This is a genomic window from Roseivirga spongicola (assembly GCF_034376045.1).
GTDB classification, from domain to species: Bacteria; Bacteroidota; Bacteroidia; order Cytophagales; family Cyclobacteriaceae; genus Roseivirga; species Roseivirga spongicola.
Genome location: NZ_CP139724.1, coordinates 3643509 through 3660371, shown reverse-complemented (window position 1 = coordinate 3660371; position 16863 = coordinate 3643509). Strand labels below are relative to the sequence as shown.

At 39.8% G+C, this 16863-nt stretch carries 20 protein-coding genes; 11 read left to right on the top strand and 9 right to left on the bottom strand.

Annotation, left to right across the window (positions count from 1 at the left end; genetic code table 11):
- Positions 1–17 precede the first annotated feature (17 nt).
- From T7867_RS16330 to msrA, 6 genes are all read left to right on the top strand, one after another.
- Positions 18–1349: an exonuclease domain-containing protein gene (locus T7867_RS16330; RefSeq protein ID WP_322299567.1), complete on the top strand. Its 1332-nt coding sequence runs from the start codon at positions 18–20 to the stop codon at positions 1347–1349.
- Positions 1350–1511: 162 nt separating this feature from the next.
- Positions 1512–1697 carry a hypothetical protein gene (locus T7867_RS16325; protein ID WP_157717654.1) on the top strand — a complete coding sequence of 62 codons (186 nt, stop codon included), beginning with the start codon at positions 1512–1514 and terminating at the stop codon, positions 1695–1697.
- Between the two features lie 218 nt (positions 1698–1915).
- The gene (locus T7867_RS16320; protein ID WP_322299566.1) at positions 1916–2776 is read left to right on the top strand and encodes a class I SAM-dependent methyltransferase; all 861 of its coding nucleotides are present in this window, start codon (positions 1916–1918) and stop codon (positions 2774–2776) included.
- A gap of 60 nt (positions 2777–2836) precedes the next feature.
- Positions 2837–3373 (top strand): peptide-methionine (R)-S-oxide reductase MsrB, encoded by a 537-nt coding sequence (gene msrB / locus T7867_RS16315; protein ID WP_322299565.1) that lies wholly within the window; start codon positions 2837–2839, stop codon positions 3371–3373.
- 68 nt (positions 3374–3441) lie between these two features.
- Positions 3442–3918 (top strand): pyrophosphohydrolase domain-containing protein, encoded by a 477-nt coding sequence (locus T7867_RS16310; protein ID WP_068221964.1) that lies wholly within the window; start codon positions 3442–3444, stop codon positions 3916–3918.
- 50 nt (positions 3919–3968) lie between these two features.
- Positions 3969–4634: a peptide-methionine (S)-S-oxide reductase MsrA gene (msrA, locus tag T7867_RS16305; RefSeq protein ID WP_322299564.1), complete on the top strand. Its 666-nt coding sequence runs from the start codon at positions 3969–3971 to the stop codon at positions 4632–4634.
- On the opposite strand, the gene T7867_RS16300 is transcribed toward msrA, so the two are convergent.
- Positions 4631–5149: a hypothetical protein gene (locus tag T7867_RS16300; RefSeq protein WP_322299563.1), complete on the bottom strand. Its 519-nt coding sequence runs from the start codon at positions 5147–5149 to the stop codon at positions 4631–4633. The genes msrA and T7867_RS16300 overlap by 4 nt on opposite strands.
- 260 nt (positions 5150–5409) lie before the next feature.
- On the opposite strand from T7867_RS16300, the gene T7867_RS16295 reads away from it, so the two are divergent.
- Together T7867_RS16295 and T7867_RS16290 are read left to right on the top strand one after the other, a co-directional pair.
- Positions 5410–5889: a DUF456 domain-containing protein gene (locus tag T7867_RS16295; protein WP_068221968.1), complete on the top strand. Its 480-nt coding sequence runs from the start codon at positions 5410–5412 to the stop codon at positions 5887–5889.
- 219 nt (positions 5890–6108) lie between these two features.
- Positions 6109–7452: a M20/M25/M40 family metallo-hydrolase gene (locus T7867_RS16290; protein WP_068221970.1), complete on the top strand. Its 1344-nt coding sequence runs from the start codon at positions 6109–6111 to the stop codon at positions 7450–7452.
- 115 nt (positions 7453–7567) lie between these two features.
- On the opposite strand, the gene T7867_RS16285 is transcribed toward T7867_RS16290, so the two are convergent.
- On the bottom strand, positions 7568–8446 hold the full coding sequence (locus tag T7867_RS16285) for a hypothetical protein (RefSeq protein WP_157717655.1): 879 nt from the start codon (positions 8444–8446) through the stop codon (positions 7568–7570).
- Positions 8447–8737: 291 nt separating this feature from the next.
- The gene (locus T7867_RS16280; protein WP_068221976.1) at positions 8738–9610 is read right to left on the bottom strand and encodes an AraC family transcriptional regulator; all 873 of its coding nucleotides are present in this window, start codon (positions 9608–9610) and stop codon (positions 8738–8740) included.
- A gap of 102 nt (positions 9611–9712) precedes the next feature.
- On the opposite strand from T7867_RS16280, the gene T7867_RS16275 reads away from it, so the two are divergent.
- Positions 9713–10111: a DUF983 domain-containing protein gene (locus T7867_RS16275; RefSeq protein ID WP_068221978.1), complete on the top strand. Its 399-nt coding sequence runs from the start codon at positions 9713–9715 to the stop codon at positions 10109–10111.
- Between the two features lies 1 nt (position 10112).
- On the opposite strand, the gene T7867_RS16270 is transcribed toward T7867_RS16275, so the two are convergent.
- Positions 10113–10889 (bottom strand): S1/P1 nuclease, encoded by a 777-nt coding sequence (locus T7867_RS16270; protein WP_068221979.1) that lies wholly within the window; start codon positions 10887–10889, stop codon positions 10113–10115.
- Positions 10890–12037: 1148 nt separating this feature from the next.
- Between T7867_RS16270 and T7867_RS16265 the strand changes: the two genes are divergently transcribed.
- The gene (locus T7867_RS16265) at positions 12038–12727 is read left to right on the top strand and encodes a YciI family protein (RefSeq protein WP_068221981.1); all 690 of its coding nucleotides are present in this window, start codon (positions 12038–12040) and stop codon (positions 12725–12727) included.
- A gap of 198 nt (positions 12728–12925) precedes the next feature.
- Here the strand turns inward: T7867_RS16265 and T7867_RS16260 are convergent, their stop codons facing one another.
- The gene (locus T7867_RS16260) at positions 12926–13903 is read right to left on the bottom strand and encodes an NADPH:quinone oxidoreductase family protein (protein WP_068221983.1); all 978 of its coding nucleotides are present in this window, start codon (positions 13901–13903) and stop codon (positions 12926–12928) included.
- A gap of 79 nt (positions 13904–13982) precedes the next feature.
- Here T7867_RS16260 and T7867_RS16255 point away from each other — a divergent pair, with 79 nt between their 5' ends.
- Complete coding sequence (locus tag T7867_RS16255) at positions 13983–14372, top strand: hypothetical protein (protein ID WP_157717656.1); 390 nt, start codon at positions 13983–13985, stop codon at positions 14370–14372.
- Between the two features lie 3 nt (positions 14373–14375).
- Here T7867_RS16255 and T7867_RS16250 read toward each other — a convergent pair whose 3' ends face one another.
- Genes T7867_RS16250 through tnpA form a run of 4 tightly spaced genes read right to left on the bottom strand, consistent with a single transcriptional unit; the run spans position 14376 to position 16770 of the window.
- Positions 14376–15242, bottom strand: coding sequence for an ABC transporter ATP-binding protein (locus tag T7867_RS16250; protein ID WP_068221987.1), 867 nt, complete (start codon positions 15240–15242; stop codon positions 14376–14378).
- The gene (gene modB, locus T7867_RS16245; protein ID WP_068221989.1) at positions 15235–15909 is read right to left on the bottom strand and encodes a molybdate ABC transporter permease subunit; all 675 of its coding nucleotides are present in this window, start codon (positions 15907–15909) and stop codon (positions 15235–15237) included. The genes T7867_RS16250 and modB overlap by 8 nt, the downstream gene beginning before the upstream one ends.
- Positions 15906–16307 carry a TOBE domain-containing protein gene (locus T7867_RS16240; RefSeq protein ID WP_068221991.1) on the bottom strand — a complete coding sequence of 134 codons (402 nt, stop codon included), beginning with the start codon at positions 16305–16307 and terminating at the stop codon, positions 15906–15908. The genes modB and T7867_RS16240 overlap by 4 nt, the downstream gene beginning before the upstream one ends.
- 1 nt (position 16308) lies before the next feature.
- Entirely contained in the window at positions 16309–16770 is a 462-nt protein-coding gene (tnpA, locus tag T7867_RS16235) for an IS200/IS605 family transposase (protein ID WP_068221993.1), read from the bottom strand.
- Positions 16771–16863: the final 93 nt, after the last annotated feature.

Below are 16863 nucleotides of genomic sequence, written 5' to 3'. Positions count from 1 at the left end.
TTACTTAATTTCAATCTATGTACGCTATTGTGGATATTGAAACTACGGGGAGCTCGGCAGCGCACGGAAAAATTACTGAAATAGCCATACTCATTCATGACGGTAAAAGGGTGGTAGATGAATACCAAACCTTGCTCAATCCTGAGTCATACATTCCATCTAATATCACTGCGTTAACGGGTATAAGTAATGAAATGGTAGAAGATGCACCTCGCTTTTTCGAAGTAGCTAAAGAGGTACATCAGATGCTAGAAGGAAACATATTTGTAGCTCATAATGTCAATTTCGACTATTCATTTATAAAAAAAGAGTTTCAAGACCTAGGCGGCAATTTAAACTTGCCAAAGCTTTGTACGGTCCGCTTAACCCGAAAGGTATTTCCCGGCCTTAAGTCGTATAGTTTAGGTCGTTTAGGAGAGCATTTCGGTATTGAAAATTCGGCACGGCATAGGGCTATGGGCGATGCGAGAGCGACTGCCGAATTGATGGATCTTATTCTAGAAAAGGAGAATGGGGAAATTGAATTCTTTCTGAAAAAGAATAGCAAAGAGGCCGATTTGCCACCTAACTTAAACCGTCAGGTGTTTGAAGAGCTGCCTGAAGTTACTGGAATCTACTACTTTCACGATGAGCACGGAAAGGTGCTTTATGTAGGAAAGGCCAATAATATTAAGAGAAGAGTTCGAAATCACTTTTCTAGTACAGATGTAATATTCAAGCAACAGCTAAAAGATAAGATCCACGATGTTTCATTCGAGATTTGTGGTGATGAATTAATAGCGTTCCTCAAAGAGTCATATGAGATCAAAAGGCTATTCCCCAAGTTTAATAAAGCACAGAAATTTCCGACAGCGAAGTTCGGCCTCTATCATTATGTAGATGGGAGCGGGGTAAATAGAATATCGGTTGGAAAGGTTCAAAGGGGCCTGAAGCCCATTAAAGCATTCCCTTCGTTCGATAAAGCGAGGAGCTTTCTTATTCAATTTGTAAAGCAATTCGGGTTGAACCCAGAGCATTGTGGTCTTCCGGCCTCCTTACTAAATTATCATGGATATTCTTACGATAGTTCAAGTGAGATGGGGCTAAATGAGCGATTCGCTAATGCGCTTAAAGACTTGGACGCAGTAGGAGACTCCTTCTGTTTAGTAGGAAAGGGGCGAGATGTCAATGAAGTTTCGCTGGTATTGGTGGAGCAAGGCAAGTATCAAGGCTATGGTTATGCGGAAACATCAATTGCAATTGAGAACATAGATAACATTAAGGACATTATCCATCTCTATCCGGAGACACCAGATATACAAAGCATTATTCGTCAATTCAGGGAAAAAAGGCAGTTGATAAACCTTTGATAAAAATCAAGTGAGGGTTAACACTTTGTAATTTGTATATTAAATGAGTTAAACGGCAAACAGAATCTCTTCTGAAACGTTTAAACTGTAGTCTCAACTCAGCAATCAGAACTTGTAGTAATCTTTACTAAAAATTATGGTTGAACTTTTAAGAATATGGAAATGACAAAGTCTAAAGAAATAGGAGGAAAGATCCTTAAGTATGCTGAAGAGAAAATTCAGTTACGTTCTAGCGAAACCACAGCTAGATTGAGAAAGTATGTAAACGACCTTAGCGAGGTTAGCAAAGAGCTTATGTATAGTAGTGCTCTTAGGGCCAGCAAGTCTGCCTTAGTAATGAAAAAGTAAACCGACTCCCAAGTCGGTTTTTTTTTGGTATATCAGTCCCAAAATGGGATTATTCTTTTTGCCACTTCCTCTTATTTGCTCATTTTTGATCGATTTTTCTGCTTGGTAGGGTTATTGTTCCCACAACCGTAGAATTATTGCGTGTAAGTAGTATTGTGTTAGAGAGTATAAATACATCTTCTTTTGTATGTCCAATTTCTGGTAAGTCACTCAGACTTATGTCACCAGAGGAGCTTTCTATTGTCAATCAGAAAATTTCTAATGGTGAACTTTATTTTCACCCAGGAATACAAGTAGAAATTAGCTTGGAGCAAGGGTTAATTACTGAAAATCAAACCTATTTCTATCCGATTGTAGACGATATTGTTCTGCTGAGAAAAGATACTGCAGTTACCGCGAAGAACAGAACAAAGAATCCTCTTCTAAGAGTGACTCAGCAAACTGTTGAAGCTTTTTATACAGAGTTTAAGCCTCTTAAGAAAGGAGATAATTCACACGTAGGTTTAAAGCAAATGCGCAGTAAGCCTCTTTCTAACGAGCAGCTGAGTGAACTTAAAGGCCTTTTGCCTAGATCTGGAGACTGTTTTCTAAGTGCTGTAACTCATGATGTAGACGCTTTACATAACCTCGTTTTCAATACCCATTTTAATCAATATTTGCATATAGATTTTTCTTTAGACCGACTTAGAGCCATAAAAGCAGAGATGAAAGATAATACCTTGTTGATTCTCTGTGATAATGCCAACTTGCCTTTTGCTGAAGAGTCTATTGATGCATTGTTCTCTTTCGACTATATTAATGAGTATGACAAGGCAGATCAAACGCATGCTTATCAAGAGTTAAAACGTGTACTGAAAGGGAATGGGCATTCCGTTGTTCTTTATGATAAGGATAAACCATTACATGCTCAAGCTCAATTTAAGTCAGATCAATTGTCTAAAAAGGCTTTAGGAATTGTGGCGCCATGGAAAAAGAAAAAGGTACCGTCCATCTATTTTCACCCTGTGAAAACCCATTCTAATGATGATACTTCGAGCGATTTATATACCAAAACATCGCTCGGAAGACAATTCTCCTAATTCGGAAAACCGAGTCAAACCTTTTGTACGTAAATCTAGTTAGGCAAACAAAAGCTATTCATGAAAGCAAAGATCATTTTAATATCAGGTTTAGTTATAATTCTAATTTCTAGCATTTTCGCAACTAAGCGATCTAAGGCGTTTCAAGATCAAGACCCTAAGAAGAAGGAGAAATATGAAATTCAGTTGACTGAGGAAGAATGGAAGCAGAGGCTGACACCTAAGCAATATTATGTTTTAAGAGAGCAGGGCACCGAACCACGAGGTGGTAAATACGATAAGTTTTATAAAGAAGGAACTTACTATTCTGCTGCTTCATTGCAGCCAGTTTTCTCTAGTGAGACCAAATATAACTCATACTCTGGTTGGCCAGCTTTTTGGAAACCAGTATCGGATAGCGCAATAGAGCTGAAGAAAGATACCTCTCTTGGTATGGTGCGTTGGGAAGTAGTAGATAGTAAAAGTGGTTCACATTTGGGACACGTTTTTGAAGACGGGCCGGAACCAACTGGTTTAAGGTATTGCATTAACTCAGATGCTTTAATCTTTGTGCCAAAAGGAGAGGAGCCTCCTAAATTCAAAAAAGACGATAACTAATTCCAGCGCAAAAGAATTATTGATTAACATTGGCCTGAAACTAAATTTCAGGCTTTTTTTATTGAATTATGGAAGAACCAAAAGCACTTAATAGCGTAGCAGAATTTCACAAGACTTTTAAACATCCTATACTCAGTTCACCTCAAATACCTTCAGAAGATAGGTGTAAACTGAGGGTTTCTTTAATTGCTGAAGAACTAAAGGAACTTGAAGAAGCCATTAATGATAAGGACTTGGTTGAAGTAGCCGATGCACTTTGTGATATTCAGTATGTTCTAAGTGGAGCCATTTTAGAGTTTGGCCTTGCAGATAAATTCAAAGAGTTATTCGATGAGGTTCAGCGCTCAAACATGAGTAAAACTTGTAAAACCATGGAAGAGGCAGAAGCTACTCAGAAATTCTATTTAGACAAGGATGGTACAGAGAGCTACATAGAAGAGTCTGACGGGCATTTCTTGGTATATAGATCTTCCGATAACAAGACCTTAAAGTCAGTCAATTACTCACCGGCCGATCTAAAAAGTAGGCTGGCTGACCACCTCTAAAAACCTTTGACTTACTGAGGGCGTTATCAAAGCGAACGTAAAAAATGATTATGCGAGATATTTATTCTATTCTGGTTTCTGCAATGCTACTTCTATCAGTAAGTGCTTGCTTTGGTCAGAGTGAAGGCTCTCAGTTGGTTAATTTGAACAAGGCGAAAGGAGCAGGAGAAGAGGTGGCCACATTTGCTGGTGGATGCTTCTGGTGTACAGAAGCAGTGTTTGAAAGAGTTAAGGGAGTAAGAGATGTGGTTTCTGGCTATACAGGTGGGCCTGAACAAAACCCAACTTACTATGAGGTAAGTTATGGTAAGACTGAACATGCTGAAGCAGTTCAGATCTATTATGATCCTCAGGTTATTACTTATCAGGAATTGCTAGATATATTCTTTGTAGCTCACAACCCTATACAAGCTAATGGTCAAGGCCCTGATATTGGTAAGCAGTACAGGCCAGTTGTGTACTATCATGATGCCGCTCAGAAATCGGCAACAGAGAATACAATTAAAAAGCTAGACGCCTCTGGAAAGTATTCGAAGTCTATAGTGACTGAGGTTGAAGCATTTGAAGAGTTCTGGCTAGCCGAAGATTATCACCAAAACTATTATGAACTCAATCCTGGGAATCCATACATAATTCAAGTGGCTGTTCCTAAGGTGAAGAAGTTTAAGAAAACCTTTCCAGAGTATGTAAAAGCAAAGTACTCAGGAGAAAACTAAAGTTTAGAGAGGGCATTAAGTATTTTTTGCCCTCTATTTTTTTCACCCGCTGTACCTTCTGGAATAATTTGCTCTATGGCTCCCATGAGTTCGTGTTTTAATTCAGGAACTTGTTTTACAACATTGTAGGCAGTAGACATAGAGAAGACTTTTACGGCTACTGGTTCGTTATTGTCTTCAAGGAATCTTATACATACATCATACAATTCTCCCCAGAGACTCTCATCTACATTTTGGAATTGTAAAACTCTAAGAACATTTCTTTTAACAGCCACAATACAGTCTGTTTGCCTAATTGCTTTAACCATTCTAGGGAAGAAAGGCTTGATTAGTTCTGCTTGTTTATCACCTAAAGTTCCAACTACCCAGGCAGCTCTCTGCACCATTATGTGATTTGAGCTAAAGAATTGATCCATCAAAGCATCAATTTCACTAGGGTTATTTAATAGGTGTTCAACTATTAAGTCTTTATTCTCTTTGCTATGTTCTTTGGTGAGTTGAGCCTTGATGTCCATATCTATTGGTAAATAACAAAAGTCAAACCTCAAATTCCAAGATTCCTTAACTCTCAATATTCTGTTTCTTTTTTCATCCCGAGGAACCGAGGGATCAGCCCGTCTATGTTCATGAGTAGATCATTCGGCATGCTCATGATTTGGAAAATTTTTTAGCCTAAAAATCCATCCATCGACAATGGACTATCGACCATTGACTTGTACTAAGGTGTAACAAATCAAAGTTTTGTGCATCTTTAAATTAGGTCAAAACAACAACCATGGATATTCTTTTAATCATTCTCGGTTTCATTTGTGTCATTGTAGGTATTGGAGGATGTTTTTTGCCAATCCTGCCTGGTCCGCCAATCAGTTTTTTGGCATTATTACTACTTCAATGGACAGAGAAGTCGCCTTTTGATTCAGACACTCTTTGGCTTTGGGCTTTCATTACTGCAGCTGTTACAGCGCTAGATTACGTTGTACCCATTTATGGAACCAAGAAATTCGGAGGAACTAAAAGAGGAGTGTGGGGCAGCACCATCGGATTGTTGGTTGGTTTGTTCTTTTTTCCTCCATTCGGAATTATTATCGGTCCGTTTGTAGGCGCCTTTTTGGGAGAAATGAGTACTGGCAAGACTACCAATAAAGCCGCACTCAGGTCTGCCTTCGGTTCCTTTGTTGGTTTCTTGGCAGGAACACTCCTGAAATTAATAGCTTCTGCTTGGATGGCCTGGCTCTTTGTGGTGAATGTTTTTTAGAAGTTTCTTTGATTCAAGGGAGAAATCTTGCCTCTAACTTTTTGGCCGATGCCTCGTTCCCTCGGGATGTAAATGATTAGTTTTTCCTATACTAAGCAATCCCGATAGCTATTGGGAGAAGTATATGCCAGATTACATTGATAGGTCAGTTTAACATCCCAAACAGCATCACTTTCTAGTGTTGTATTTCTTCAGTATACTTGAATTAAACATTCATCTATGAAACTGACTCAAGCCAATTTTGGTGTCTTTACCAAAATCATCTGTTTACTTGTTCTTTTCGTCTCATTTCAGGCCAATGCTCAACTCGATCGTACCGAAAAAAAGCTTTCTTCTTGGGTAGATGAGCATAACTCTGAAGCATTAGACTTACTTAAAGAGCTTATTAACATCAATTCTGGCACCATGAATTTTGATGGAGTGAGACAAGTGGCGGATGTTCTAATTCCGAAATTTGAAGCAATTGGAATGGATGCCAGTTTTATTGATGGAAGCTCATGGAACCGCGCTGGGCATTTGGTGGCCAAAATTGAAGGAGGAAAAGGGCCGAAGATTTTAATGATTGGTCATTTAGATACCGTATTTGAACCAGATAGCCCATTCCAGCAATGGGAACAGGTTGATGAAAATACTATCAAAGGGCCTGGAATTGCCGATATGAAAGGTGGAGATGTAATTATTCTTCAGTCCTTAGCTGCATTAAATGAGGCTGGTCTACTGAAAGACATGAACATTTGGGTGGTGATGACAGGTGATGAAGAACTCAGCGGCAGGCCACTTGACCTTTCTAAAGCGGAGTTGAAAAAGGCTGCGGAATGGGCTGATATTGCGCTTGGGTTTGAAAACGGTGATGGCAATCCAAAGACAGCGAATGTAGCCCGTAGAAGTTCATCTGGTTGGACACTAGAGGTGAAGGGTGTTCCTTCACATTCGTCTCAAATCTTTAAACCGAACATTGGGGCAGGTGCCATCTATGAGGCTTCTCGAATTCTTTATCAATTCTATGAAGAACTGTCAGGAGAAGAGTTTTTAACCTTTAACCCAGGGAATATTGTAGGTGGAACCGATATTAGCTACAATGACAAAACCAATTCTGGGACTGCTTTTGGAAAGACCAACGTAGTAGCCGAATCTGCTATTGTGAATGGTGATATTCGCTGTATCAGTGAGGAACAGTACAAGAGGGCACAGGAAGTGATGAAACGCATAGTTTCAGAGCATTTGCCCCAAACTGAAGCAACAATCACTTTCAGTGATGGTTATCCGCCTTTTGCCCCAACTGATGGCAATTATGAACTTCTAAAGCAATTCAGTCAGGTGAGTCAAGATTTAGGCTTTGGAGAGGTTACTCCTGTAAACCCTGCAGACGCTGGTGCAGCAGATATATCATTTACAGCTTTTGGAATTAAAATGGGCATTGATGGAATGGGAATGGGCGGAACTCAAGGTCATACTGTCAATGAAGCTGGAGATCTAAGAACCTTGCCAATGCAGACTAAAAGAGCTGCAGTTTTAATGTACCGCCTGCTAACTGATAAGTCACTTTCTTTTTCCAATAAATAGATAAAGATCTGTTGAAAATAGATAGACTTAATAAGTTGCTACTTTGCCCTCATCTAGTATACTTTTCTGGATGAGAAATTCAGACTGTCCAAGGATGAGTTATGCACTAGCATCGCTACTTCTTGCTATATCTTTTTCTTGACTCTTCGCTGAAAATGATTCGGAAAGAATAAACTTCATTCAAAGGTTTACCACGAGAATAGAATTTTTTGAGTTTTGGGAATTCATTGAATATTGTTCTAATCTCATTAACATATGCCTCTGGAGCTTTAGCTTTGATTATATATAGACTATCTTTTTGGCCTAATTTTATGCCTGCATATAGGCAGTATTCCTTTGATAGTTCAGGAAACTTCTTCCAATCAATTCGATTAAAAACTTTAGTTATTATAGAGTCTGGGTGATTTGAAAAGTTGTTGTCATCTGGTCTATATCCATTTATAAAGTGACTCTGATCAACTTGATTTCCTTTGTCGATTTCCAGAACTGTTTCTTCTTCATAGAATCTTGAGAATCCCGTATGATTATACTTTATTACTTCTCCATGCTGAATAAAAAGGTTGCCGGAGTACCAATTAGCTTTTATAGGGAAATCAGTGTTAAATAGTTTACGGAAGATGCTTTTTTCTTTGTCGGCACATTGGAATACATCAATAAGAAATAATTCATTGTTTTCAATTTTCCACAACCCTTGATATCCTCTCCACAACCCAGTGGAACACATCTCTTTAAGGAAGGGATATTTCTCATTTCTTTTATCTAGTTCACCTAAATAGGGATCTAATGGTAAAGAAAGCATTTCCAACGTATCACCATTATATATAATCAACTCTGAAGCTTGACTTGTGGCAAAGGATAACTTAATAGATAGACTGAGAATTAGGGCAATGATTAATCTCCTATGCATCAATTGGCTTATTTGTTCAAATGACTTTGACTTAAGAAATAAATATAAGGTCCAAGAAATGGCAGAAAGAGCATTAACATTCCCCAATGGTAAGGAAGTCTACGTTTGGCTATATCCATGAAAAGCGCAATGTAGCAAGGCAGGAAACAGGCAAAGGCTAGAATAAAGACTGCTGGAGCATTATCGAATGTCAGACTCTGGCTAATTCCAAATATAAATAGGAGAAGGGCAAAGCTTAGTAAAGTACCAACCGCCCATTTAGGCATAAATGTTATTTGTGAGTTCATGTTAGGAATATAGTGATTTCATTAATGAATATTGGTTTTCTAATTGATTAGTGGCTTGTTAGTAGGATGATCGTGTCTCTTGAAATGATGATTACTGAATATACCCTTTCCGAAACTGCTGTGGCGTTTGGGTGGTGTGTTTTTTAAAGAGCCTAGAGAAATAGGAGTAGTCAGAATAGCCCAACTGGTTAGCTACTTCTGCAATGCTTAAATCTCTAAACATCAATAAGCGTTTTGCCTCTAACAATACCCTAGCGGTAATTACTTGACTTACTGATGTGCCTAAAACGTGATTGCAGATTCTATTGAGATGCTTTAAGGTTATGTTGAGTTGGTCGGCATAATATGATGGTCCTTTTTCATCTTTGTAAGAGATTTCCACTAAGTGTTCTAAAGTCCTAATTGTGCTGTCATAATGCGAGTTCCTTTTCACCTTATGATTTGTCGGGCTGTAAGCCCGTGTCAATGCTATATATACAAGAGTTATAAGGGAGTGAATTTTCAGCGCTTTATACTCATGGCTTGCTTTGTACTCTTGTAGCAAGTTGTGACATAGATCGTGCACCGAACTAAACGCTTCTCCGTCTAACACTATTTCTGGAGTATTCTGTTTTGAATAGAAAAAAGGAAACTCATCTAACTCGAATTCACTATCTCTTAACATGAAAAACTCTTTTGAATGAAGAAAAACAAAGCCTTTTACATCATCTGAAAGCTCCCAATGATGTACCTGACCAGGTGCCATAACAAAAAAACTCCCAGGTTTTACTTCAAATTCATTGAAGTCTATTTCGTGAATTCCTTCGCCATGAGTAAAAAGTACATTCAAATAAAAGTTGTGCTTGTGTGGGTGTGAAATCTTATTATGATGATCTAAAAGATGTGTTTTTAGGTCATTAATGTAAACTCCATTTCCTCCACTAAGCAAGAATTGATCGAGGTGTAATATTGGGATATTCTCCATACTACAATTAATGGAAAATGTCTTAATTGTGCTAGTATTAGAGTGTATTGTAACAGCTTTGTTTTCTACATGATTCTAACTTTGCAATAAATTGAAAAGGAGATGGGTAGGTTCAACTCAATGGTAAAAGGCAAATGCCCTAAATGTGAAGAAGGAAAGATTTTTGAGTCAAATGGAAATATTCTGAAGCTTCAGGGGCCAAAGATGCATGAGAATTGTCCTCATTGCAATTTCAAATTTGAACGTGAACCAGGCTATTTTTTCGGAGCCATGTTTGTGAGTTACGGTATTACTACGGCTGAGGCAATCGCTACTTTTGTTGCTATCAGGGTTTTAGGAATAGAAATGTCTGTAGACCTCATGATGGCCATAATTACAGCTGTAATGCTTATTTTCTTATTTCCGAACTTTAAACTATCGAGAATATTGTGGCTCTATCTTTTCACAAAAAAACATAGAACCACTCCTGTAGATGCCGCTAGTTCAGAAGCTCAGGCTTAGATTATCCGTAAATGTCGTTGATAACTCCTGCCAATCTAACTCCAGCCTGAAGGACTCTTAACTTGATGATGTCGAAATACTTATAGCCATATTGATAGCTCAATCTTCCATTTTCCGGAACATCATACACTTGGTCTCTATAAGACATAGACTCATAAGCCCATTCTCTTACGGTTGCAGACTGCCAATCTTTTATCTGACTTGAACTCGGGTGATTTACCCAATCTGCAAACTCTGTGTAGCTCAATTGTTTGCCATCGATCATGCGACTATCCCAAACGCTATGCAGGTTAGTGCTGCTTCCGAAATATTCAACTTTAACATCGTTTCCACCACGATCTTCACCATTCCCAACATGAAGAGGTTGGTGAATGTCGCCAATCAAATGAACTAGAAACTTCAGTTTTGTAGCCTCCTCTTCGGCCGATAAGTCCCCTGCCTTAAGCTCGGCAGTGATGGTTTCTATCGCTTTGATTACATCGCCACCTTCTTGCTCAGGAGCTTCTTCATAAGTCATTCCATCGGGGATTGTGCAGTAATGCCAAGTGTTGGCATAATCGTAAGCCCTGTCCGATCTTACTTCATCCATCCATGTGCTTACCTCAGCCAGTGTTTCGCTGCCAAGAACACGTTTCACATTTTTCTGCGCCTTTTTGCTTAACATACCATCAGCGATATGACCAACTGTTCTATGTCCAATTTGTCCCCAGAAGAAACTGCTTGAGGTTAGAGAAATAGAGAACAATACTAGAAGCGAAAGAGTAAGAAATTTTCTCATGACTTGAAATTTGCCCAAAGATAAGGATGTAATGGTTTACAAAGAGCGATTTTAAATTTAACTAATGTGAATTAGGCTTTACCTTTTGATGAACTAAGCGTTTACCTCCCTGTCCTCATAAGATTCTCATCCCCATCAGAGTCACACGCAATGGATTCTGATGATGCTTTAAGATGCTCAGAGTCCCTTTAAGGAGACGTCTGAGCGAGGTAAATGTCCCTTTTAGGAGGTTTTTGGGTGAGGAGCTATAAATGTTAGAATTGTACGAAGTTCTCTAATCGAAGGCTGGCTAACTACTTTCACTATGTAGATATAGAGCTGTGAGCTTTGTTCAAGCTCTTTTTCATCCCGAGGAATCGAGGGATCGGCCAGGCTTTATTTATTGCTCAAGCAGTGTTGTCACTCTTAAGCTGGATTCTGGTGACAAAACCCAATCAACCTAGAGTATTAGTCGAAGCGAGACGCTTCAACTAGGTTGGAAGCTGACAAGTTCAACTGAGGCGCGTCTCACTGGTCAGACCACTCCAAGTGGTCAGACCAGTTGATTCCCATCTCCATCCGAGTCTCGCGCAGTGGACTCTGATGATGCTTTAAGATGCTCAGAGTCCCTTTCAGGAGACTCTAAGCGAGGAGCGTGTCTCTTTCTGGAGGTGCCTGAGTGAGCTTGGTGTGGTAGAGAAGTTCTCTACTTGAAGGCTGGCTTCCTACTTTCACTGTTGTAAGGCTCCTAGTTTTGTTCAAGCTCTTTCTCATCCCGAGGAATCGAGGGATCGGCCAGGCTTCATTTATCGCTTATTCAGTGATGTCATCTGGAAGCTGGGTTTTGGTGACAACACTCAAATAGTCTGAGTATTAGTCGAAGCGAGACGCTTCAACTAGGGTGGAAGCTGGCAAGTTCAACTGTGCGCGTTTCACTGGTCAGACCACTCCAAGTGGTCAGACCAGTTGATTCCCAACACTATCAGAGTCTCATGCAGTGGACTCTGATGATGCTTTAAGATGCTCAGAGTCCCTTTCAGGAGACGTCTGAGCGTAAAAGGTGTTGCGTTTCAATTTGACCTACGATTTGAAGGGTAGACGAAATTTCTATCTTCCAGCTATCGTCCTCGGACTTTATTGCTAATTTCATTCATTCTTAATTCATCGATATGAAACTCAAATTGACCTTCCTCGCTCTGTTCCTAATGGTTGCTGCTCAATTACAGGCTCAGTATGGTGATGGTAGATATACCTTCGTTTTCCTGAACACGAATCCTGACCGAGCTGAACTACCCAAAGAGCAAGTCGATAGCCTTCAGTCAGGACATATTGCTAATATCAATCGGCTAGTGAAAGAGCAGAAGATGATTGCTGCAGGTCCGTTTTATAATGGGGGAGGTATTTTTCTATTCGATACCAATAAGACCGATACGGAAGCAGTTTTAAATTCTGATCCTGCAATTTCTGCTGGCCGTTTTAAGCTAGAGGTTTATCCGTTCGATCTGATGGAAGGGAAGCTTTGCACGCTTTGGCATAAAGACGAAGCCGATGTAGAAATGACGACCTATTACTTCGTACGCTTTGAGCCAAATAAGGGTGATGAGAACATTGATGCAGTAAAGACTAATCGTTTTACTGAGAATTTGCTGAAAGAACTCAAACAGAAGTACAAGGACAACGCTGAGTTGGTTGGAGCTATTAACTTAAATGCCAATGAAGGTCAGGTTGTCATCTATAAATCAGATCAGGAGGGAGGAGTTGAAGAGCTTTTCGCGACTCATGAATTGGTTAAAAAGGGCTTGATGTCCTATTATCACAGACAAATTTATTTCCCTAAAGGAGTATTCTGTGAAAATTAACTCAAAACCATTTTCTTTCTGAATTAGGATTGATTGAACTTGTTCAAGTTAGGATTTTATAGCCTGAAGCTCTGCCTGAAAGACATGGTTTATGTGGTAAGCCGATTTCTGAGAAGCAGGTCATTCCTGCTCAATTGTTCCTAGCTATTTTGAAGGTTAACCCAGACTCATTGTTCGAGTTTTTGATAGCAAAAACATTTAATCTATTATAACCACATTCTTACCTATTACCTTTCTATCCATCAGATCACGAATAGCCTGAGCACCTTGCTCTAACGGATATTCTTTATAGATGTGCTGTTTCACTTTTCCTTCCTGAATCCACTGAAGAATCTGCTCAAAGTTCCTCATGTTTTCTGCGGGTTCTTTCTGAGCAAAAGCGCCCCAGAATACTCCAACTATCGAGGCGCCTTTCAGCAAAGGTAGGTTCATTTTAATAGCAGAAGGAGAACCAGCAGCAAAACCCACCACCAAATACCTGCCTCCCCAAGCGAGAGAACGAACTGCGGGTTCAGCATATTGATCTCCAACAGGGTCACAAATCACATCGAAACCTTCTCCATTCGTCATGGCTTTTGCTGTTTCCTTTAGATCTTGTTCTGAGTAGTTGATGACTTCATCAGCTCCGGCTTTCAGGCAAATTTCCAGCTTTTCTTTTGAACTTGCAGCAGCCACCACATGAGCGCCCATCTGCTTGCCAATCTGAACTGCTGCCAACCCAACACCACCAGAAGCACCTAAAACCAGTAGTTTTTCTCCATTCTGAAGGTTAGCTCTTTGCTTAAGCGCGAAGAGTGATGTGCCAAAATTGTACATAGTAGTGGCAGCGGTTACAAAGTCCATGCCCTCAGGAACAGGCAAGCATTTGTGAGCATCAGCGGCTACAAATTCAGCAAAGCCACCCCAACCAGTAAGCGCGAAAACTCGATCACCTTTTTTGACGTGGTTCACTTCAGGGCCTACTTCAACAGCTATACCAGATACTTCACCACCCGGGGCAAAAGGTAGTTCAGGTTTGAATTGATATTTATTTTGAATGATGAGCGTATCTGGAAAGTTGACACCACAGGCTTTCACTTGAATTAGAACCTGATTGGGTTGAATTTGAGGAGTTTCAAGCTCATCCATTTTAAGGTTCTCAGGTAGACCGAAGGAGTGACAAACCAATGCTTTCATGAAGCTGAATTACTTTAATTTATCATCTAATTCCAACCATTTGTCCCAAGTTGAGGTCTAGAATAGCAAAAGCACAAAAATGAAGAAGCTATCTTTTATTCTATCTATACTTTCCATCGCTTTGATCACTTCATGCGACAATGATTCGGTTGATGGCTGTATTCAAGTTAAAATGATTAATCAGCTATGTGGTACGGCTATTTATCAGGTTACTGGTGGCGAAGTACCGAGTGGTGTCGCTAATTCTTGGACTAACAATAGTGGAGTTACTTATAAGAATGTATTTACTACAACCGTGAGTCCATGCGACAGTGGTGTACAAGTTGGTGATACTTTCTTTGTAAATATTGTTGATGAGCCAGTAGAGTCGGATTGTATTCAATGTATGGCGTTATTGGCTGACACACCAGATCAGTTTCTGCATACTGTTGTATCCTCACAATGCAATCCGATAAGTAATGATTTTTAGAAGCTAAATTTTCTTAATAATAGGGTTGAAAGCCTTCGATGCTACGATGACCTCATCGCCAATTCGAAGGTTTTTTTGTTCCGAGTCGCTGATAACTACTTTTATTAGCTGGTTGCCCACCAACACAGAGGCTATACAAAGCAGTTCTTCTTCCTGAATGTCGACCACGGCTCCAGTAAACTGAAATTTTCCACTCAGGCTTTTGTTTCCGAAAACCTCAGTTGGTTTTCCATCTTTGGTGATGTTGCCTTTTTCAATTTCAATGATTCTATCGGCTAACCTTAAGGCTTCTGAAGGGTCGTGAGTGACCATAATAGTGGTTAGCTCAAATTGCTGATGCACCTTTTTAAGGTATTCCTGAAGTCGAATACGCATTGACCTATCTAGGGCCGACAATGGTTCATCAAGCAGTAGAAGTTTGGGTTTTTGAACCAGTGTTCTGGCTAAAGCCACCCGCTGTTGCTGACCTCCTGAAAGCTGATTGGGTTTCTGATTTCTCAACCCCTTGATTTCCATGATATCCAGTAGCTCTTCAATGATGGAGTCAGCTTGTGACTTTTTCAAGGCATATCTAAGGTTGCCCTCAACAGTCATGTTAGGGAAGAGAGCGTATTGCTGAAAAACCAGTCCGCAGTTTCTCTGCTGAGGTTTGATATTAGTTTTATGGCCGAACCAAGGTTCTTGATTGGAAATGATGTTGCCTGAATCTGGATTCATCAAACCTGCTATCATGCGCAGGAGGGAAGTTTTGCCAGCTCCTGATTCACCTGAGATCACTAAAAATTCACCTGCTTGGCACTTAAAATCTAGGTCAAGTTCTAGTTGGCCTTCGGCTGAACTCAATAGCTTATTGACTTTTACTTCAAGCATGGTTTCCAGTGAGATTAATTCTCTTATTTAGGCTGTAAACTGTCACCAAAATGCCAAAGCTGAGTAGAAGTAGTACCAGTGCGTATTGATGTGCTGCAGCATAATTGAGCGACTCGACCTCATCATAAATGGCAATGGAAGCCACTTTAGTGACTCCAGGTATGTTTCCGCCAATCATTAGTACTACTCCAAATTCACCCATGGTGTGGGCAAAAGAAAGTACCAAGGCTGTTAGAATCGATGGTTTGATATTGGGTAGAAGAACATGGGTCAGTGTCTTAAACTTCGATTGGCCTAAAACATATGAAGATTCTTTCATGTTTAATGAAAGACTAGCTAATCCCGATTGGATTGGCTGTACCATAAATGGAAGACTGTAAATCATGGAAGCAAGTACCAGTCCTGGAAAAGAGAAGAGCAATTGAATACCAATGGTTTCCTGGAGCCAGTTGCCAAAGGTATTATTAGGACTGAAGGCAACCAGTAAATAGAAGCCAAGCACCGTAGGAGGGAGCACAAGAGGCAAGCTGATAATGGACTCTATAATTGGCTTGATTCTCGACTTAGTTTCTGCTAACCAATTGGCCAAAGGAACAGAGACAACAAAAAGTAGTATAGTGGTTACCAAAGCTAACTCTAAGGACAGTATAATAGGTGACCAGTTCATTCCTTCGAAAGCATTAGTTCGTTGGTTTTAATTAAGGCAAAAACTTCTTGTCCAACAGTCAGCCCCAATTTATCTGCTGATCCGCTAGTAATCACTGAAGTAATAGGCCCAACTTGGGTTTGAAGGGTGATTCGAGCCAATAGCTGACCTTTTTGAATGTCCGTGATATCGCCTGAAATCTGATTCTGCAAGCTGATGGGTAAGTTGGCCTGAATAGCAATTGAAGCTTCTAACTCCTTAAAGATCACATTTACTTCATTGTTCAACTGTATGTAATCGGCTGTTTCAGGAGTATCAATCACTATGCTTTTTAGCTTCAAGCCATTGGCATTCAGGCTTACTAACGAGAAGCTACCGGAGGTTTTGATGTCTGAGATTTTAGCTTTGAAAGAGTTCAATTCAGTCTAGAAATTCGAAGAGATATTCCTCATTATAGTCGACCCTAAATTTGCTAAGAAAATCGATGTATTCTTCACGGAAACTAGTTTTTCTATGATGCGCTGGTTGATTATTGATGTACTTAACTACTGTCTGAACTTGACTTTGGGCATATGAAAACGCTCCATAGCCGATTTGCCAGTTGAACTTATTTTTCAGAAACTTCTTCTCATTAATCCATTTGGAAGAGTTGGCTTTGATGTCTCTAGCTAAGTCGCAAACGGACTGAATTGGGTTTAAACCTATCAAAATATGTGTGTGATCAGGCATGCAATAGATAGCAATGCATAGATGTCCGTGGTTCTTAATAATGCCAGTAATGTACTTTTGGAGTTCCTCCCTTATGGTTTCCTTAATCAGGTTGTCTCTTCCTTTCACCACAAAGACATAGTGGATATAGATTTGTGTGTATGTGTTTGCCATTGAACAATTTACTAATACTTATGTGAATATATCGCTTCTATGAAGCTTAGTTGGAAGGTAGGATTATTGATGGTTATGACATTTCGCCACTAT

Coding starts and splice junctions, on each gene's coding strand:
- T7867_RS16265 (WP_068221981.1), top strand. CDS start 12,038: ATGAAACTCAAATTGACCTTCCTCGCTCTGTTCCTAATGGTTGCTGCT.
- T7867_RS16260 (WP_068221983.1), bottom strand. CDS start 13,903: ATGAAAGCATTGGTTTGTCACTCCTTCGGTCTACCTGAGAACCTTAAA.
- T7867_RS16290 (WP_068221970.1), top strand. CDS start 6,109: ATGAAACTGACTCAAGCCAATTTTGGTGTCTTTACCAAAATCATCTGT.
- T7867_RS16250 (WP_068221987.1), bottom strand. CDS start 15,242: ATGCTTGAAGTAAAAGTCAATAAGCTATTGAGTTCAGCCGAAGGCCAA.
- T7867_RS16320 (WP_322299566.1), top strand. CDS start 1,916: ATGTCACCAGAGGAGCTTTCTATTGTCAATCAGAAAATTTCTAATGGT.
- modB (WP_068221989.1), bottom strand. CDS start 15,909: ATGAACTGGTCACCTATTATACTGTCCTTAGAGTTAGCTTTGGTAACC.
- T7867_RS16280 (WP_068221976.1), bottom strand. CDS start 9,610: ATGGAGAATATCCCAATATTACACCTCGATCAATTCTTGCTTAGTGGA.
- tnpA (WP_068221993.1), bottom strand. CDS start 16,770: ATGGCAAACACATACACACAAATCTATATCCACTATGTCTTTGTGGTG.
- T7867_RS16270 (WP_068221979.1), bottom strand. CDS start 10,889: ATGAGAAAATTTCTTACTCTTTCGCTTCTAGTATTGTTCTCTATTTCT.
- T7867_RS16310 (WP_068221964.1), top strand. CDS start 3,442: ATGGAAGAACCAAAAGCACTTAATAGCGTAGCAGAATTTCACAAGACT.
- T7867_RS16300 (WP_322299563.1), bottom strand. CDS start 5,149: ATGGACATCAAGGCTCAACTCACCAAAGAACATAGCAAAGAGAATAAA.
- T7867_RS16295 (WP_068221968.1), top strand. CDS start 5,410: ATGGATATTCTTTTAATCATTCTCGGTTTCATTTGTGTCATTGTAGGT.
- T7867_RS16255 (WP_157717656.1), top strand. CDS start 13,983: ATGAAGAAGCTATCTTTTATTCTATCTATACTTTCCATCGCTTTGATC.
- T7867_RS16330 (WP_322299567.1), top strand. CDS start 18: ATGTACGCTATTGTGGATATTGAAACTACGGGGAGCTCGGCAGCGCAC.
- T7867_RS16275 (WP_068221978.1), top strand. CDS start 9,713: ATGGGTAGGTTCAACTCAATGGTAAAAGGCAAATGCCCTAAATGTGAA.
- msrB (WP_322299565.1), top strand. CDS start 2,837: ATGAAAGCAAAGATCATTTTAATATCAGGTTTAGTTATAATTCTAATT.
- msrA (WP_322299564.1), top strand. CDS start 3,969: ATGCGAGATATTTATTCTATTCTGGTTTCTGCAATGCTACTTCTATCA.
- T7867_RS16325 (WP_157717654.1), top strand. CDS start 1,512: ATGACAAAGTCTAAAGAAATAGGAGGAAAGATCCTTAAGTATGCTGAA.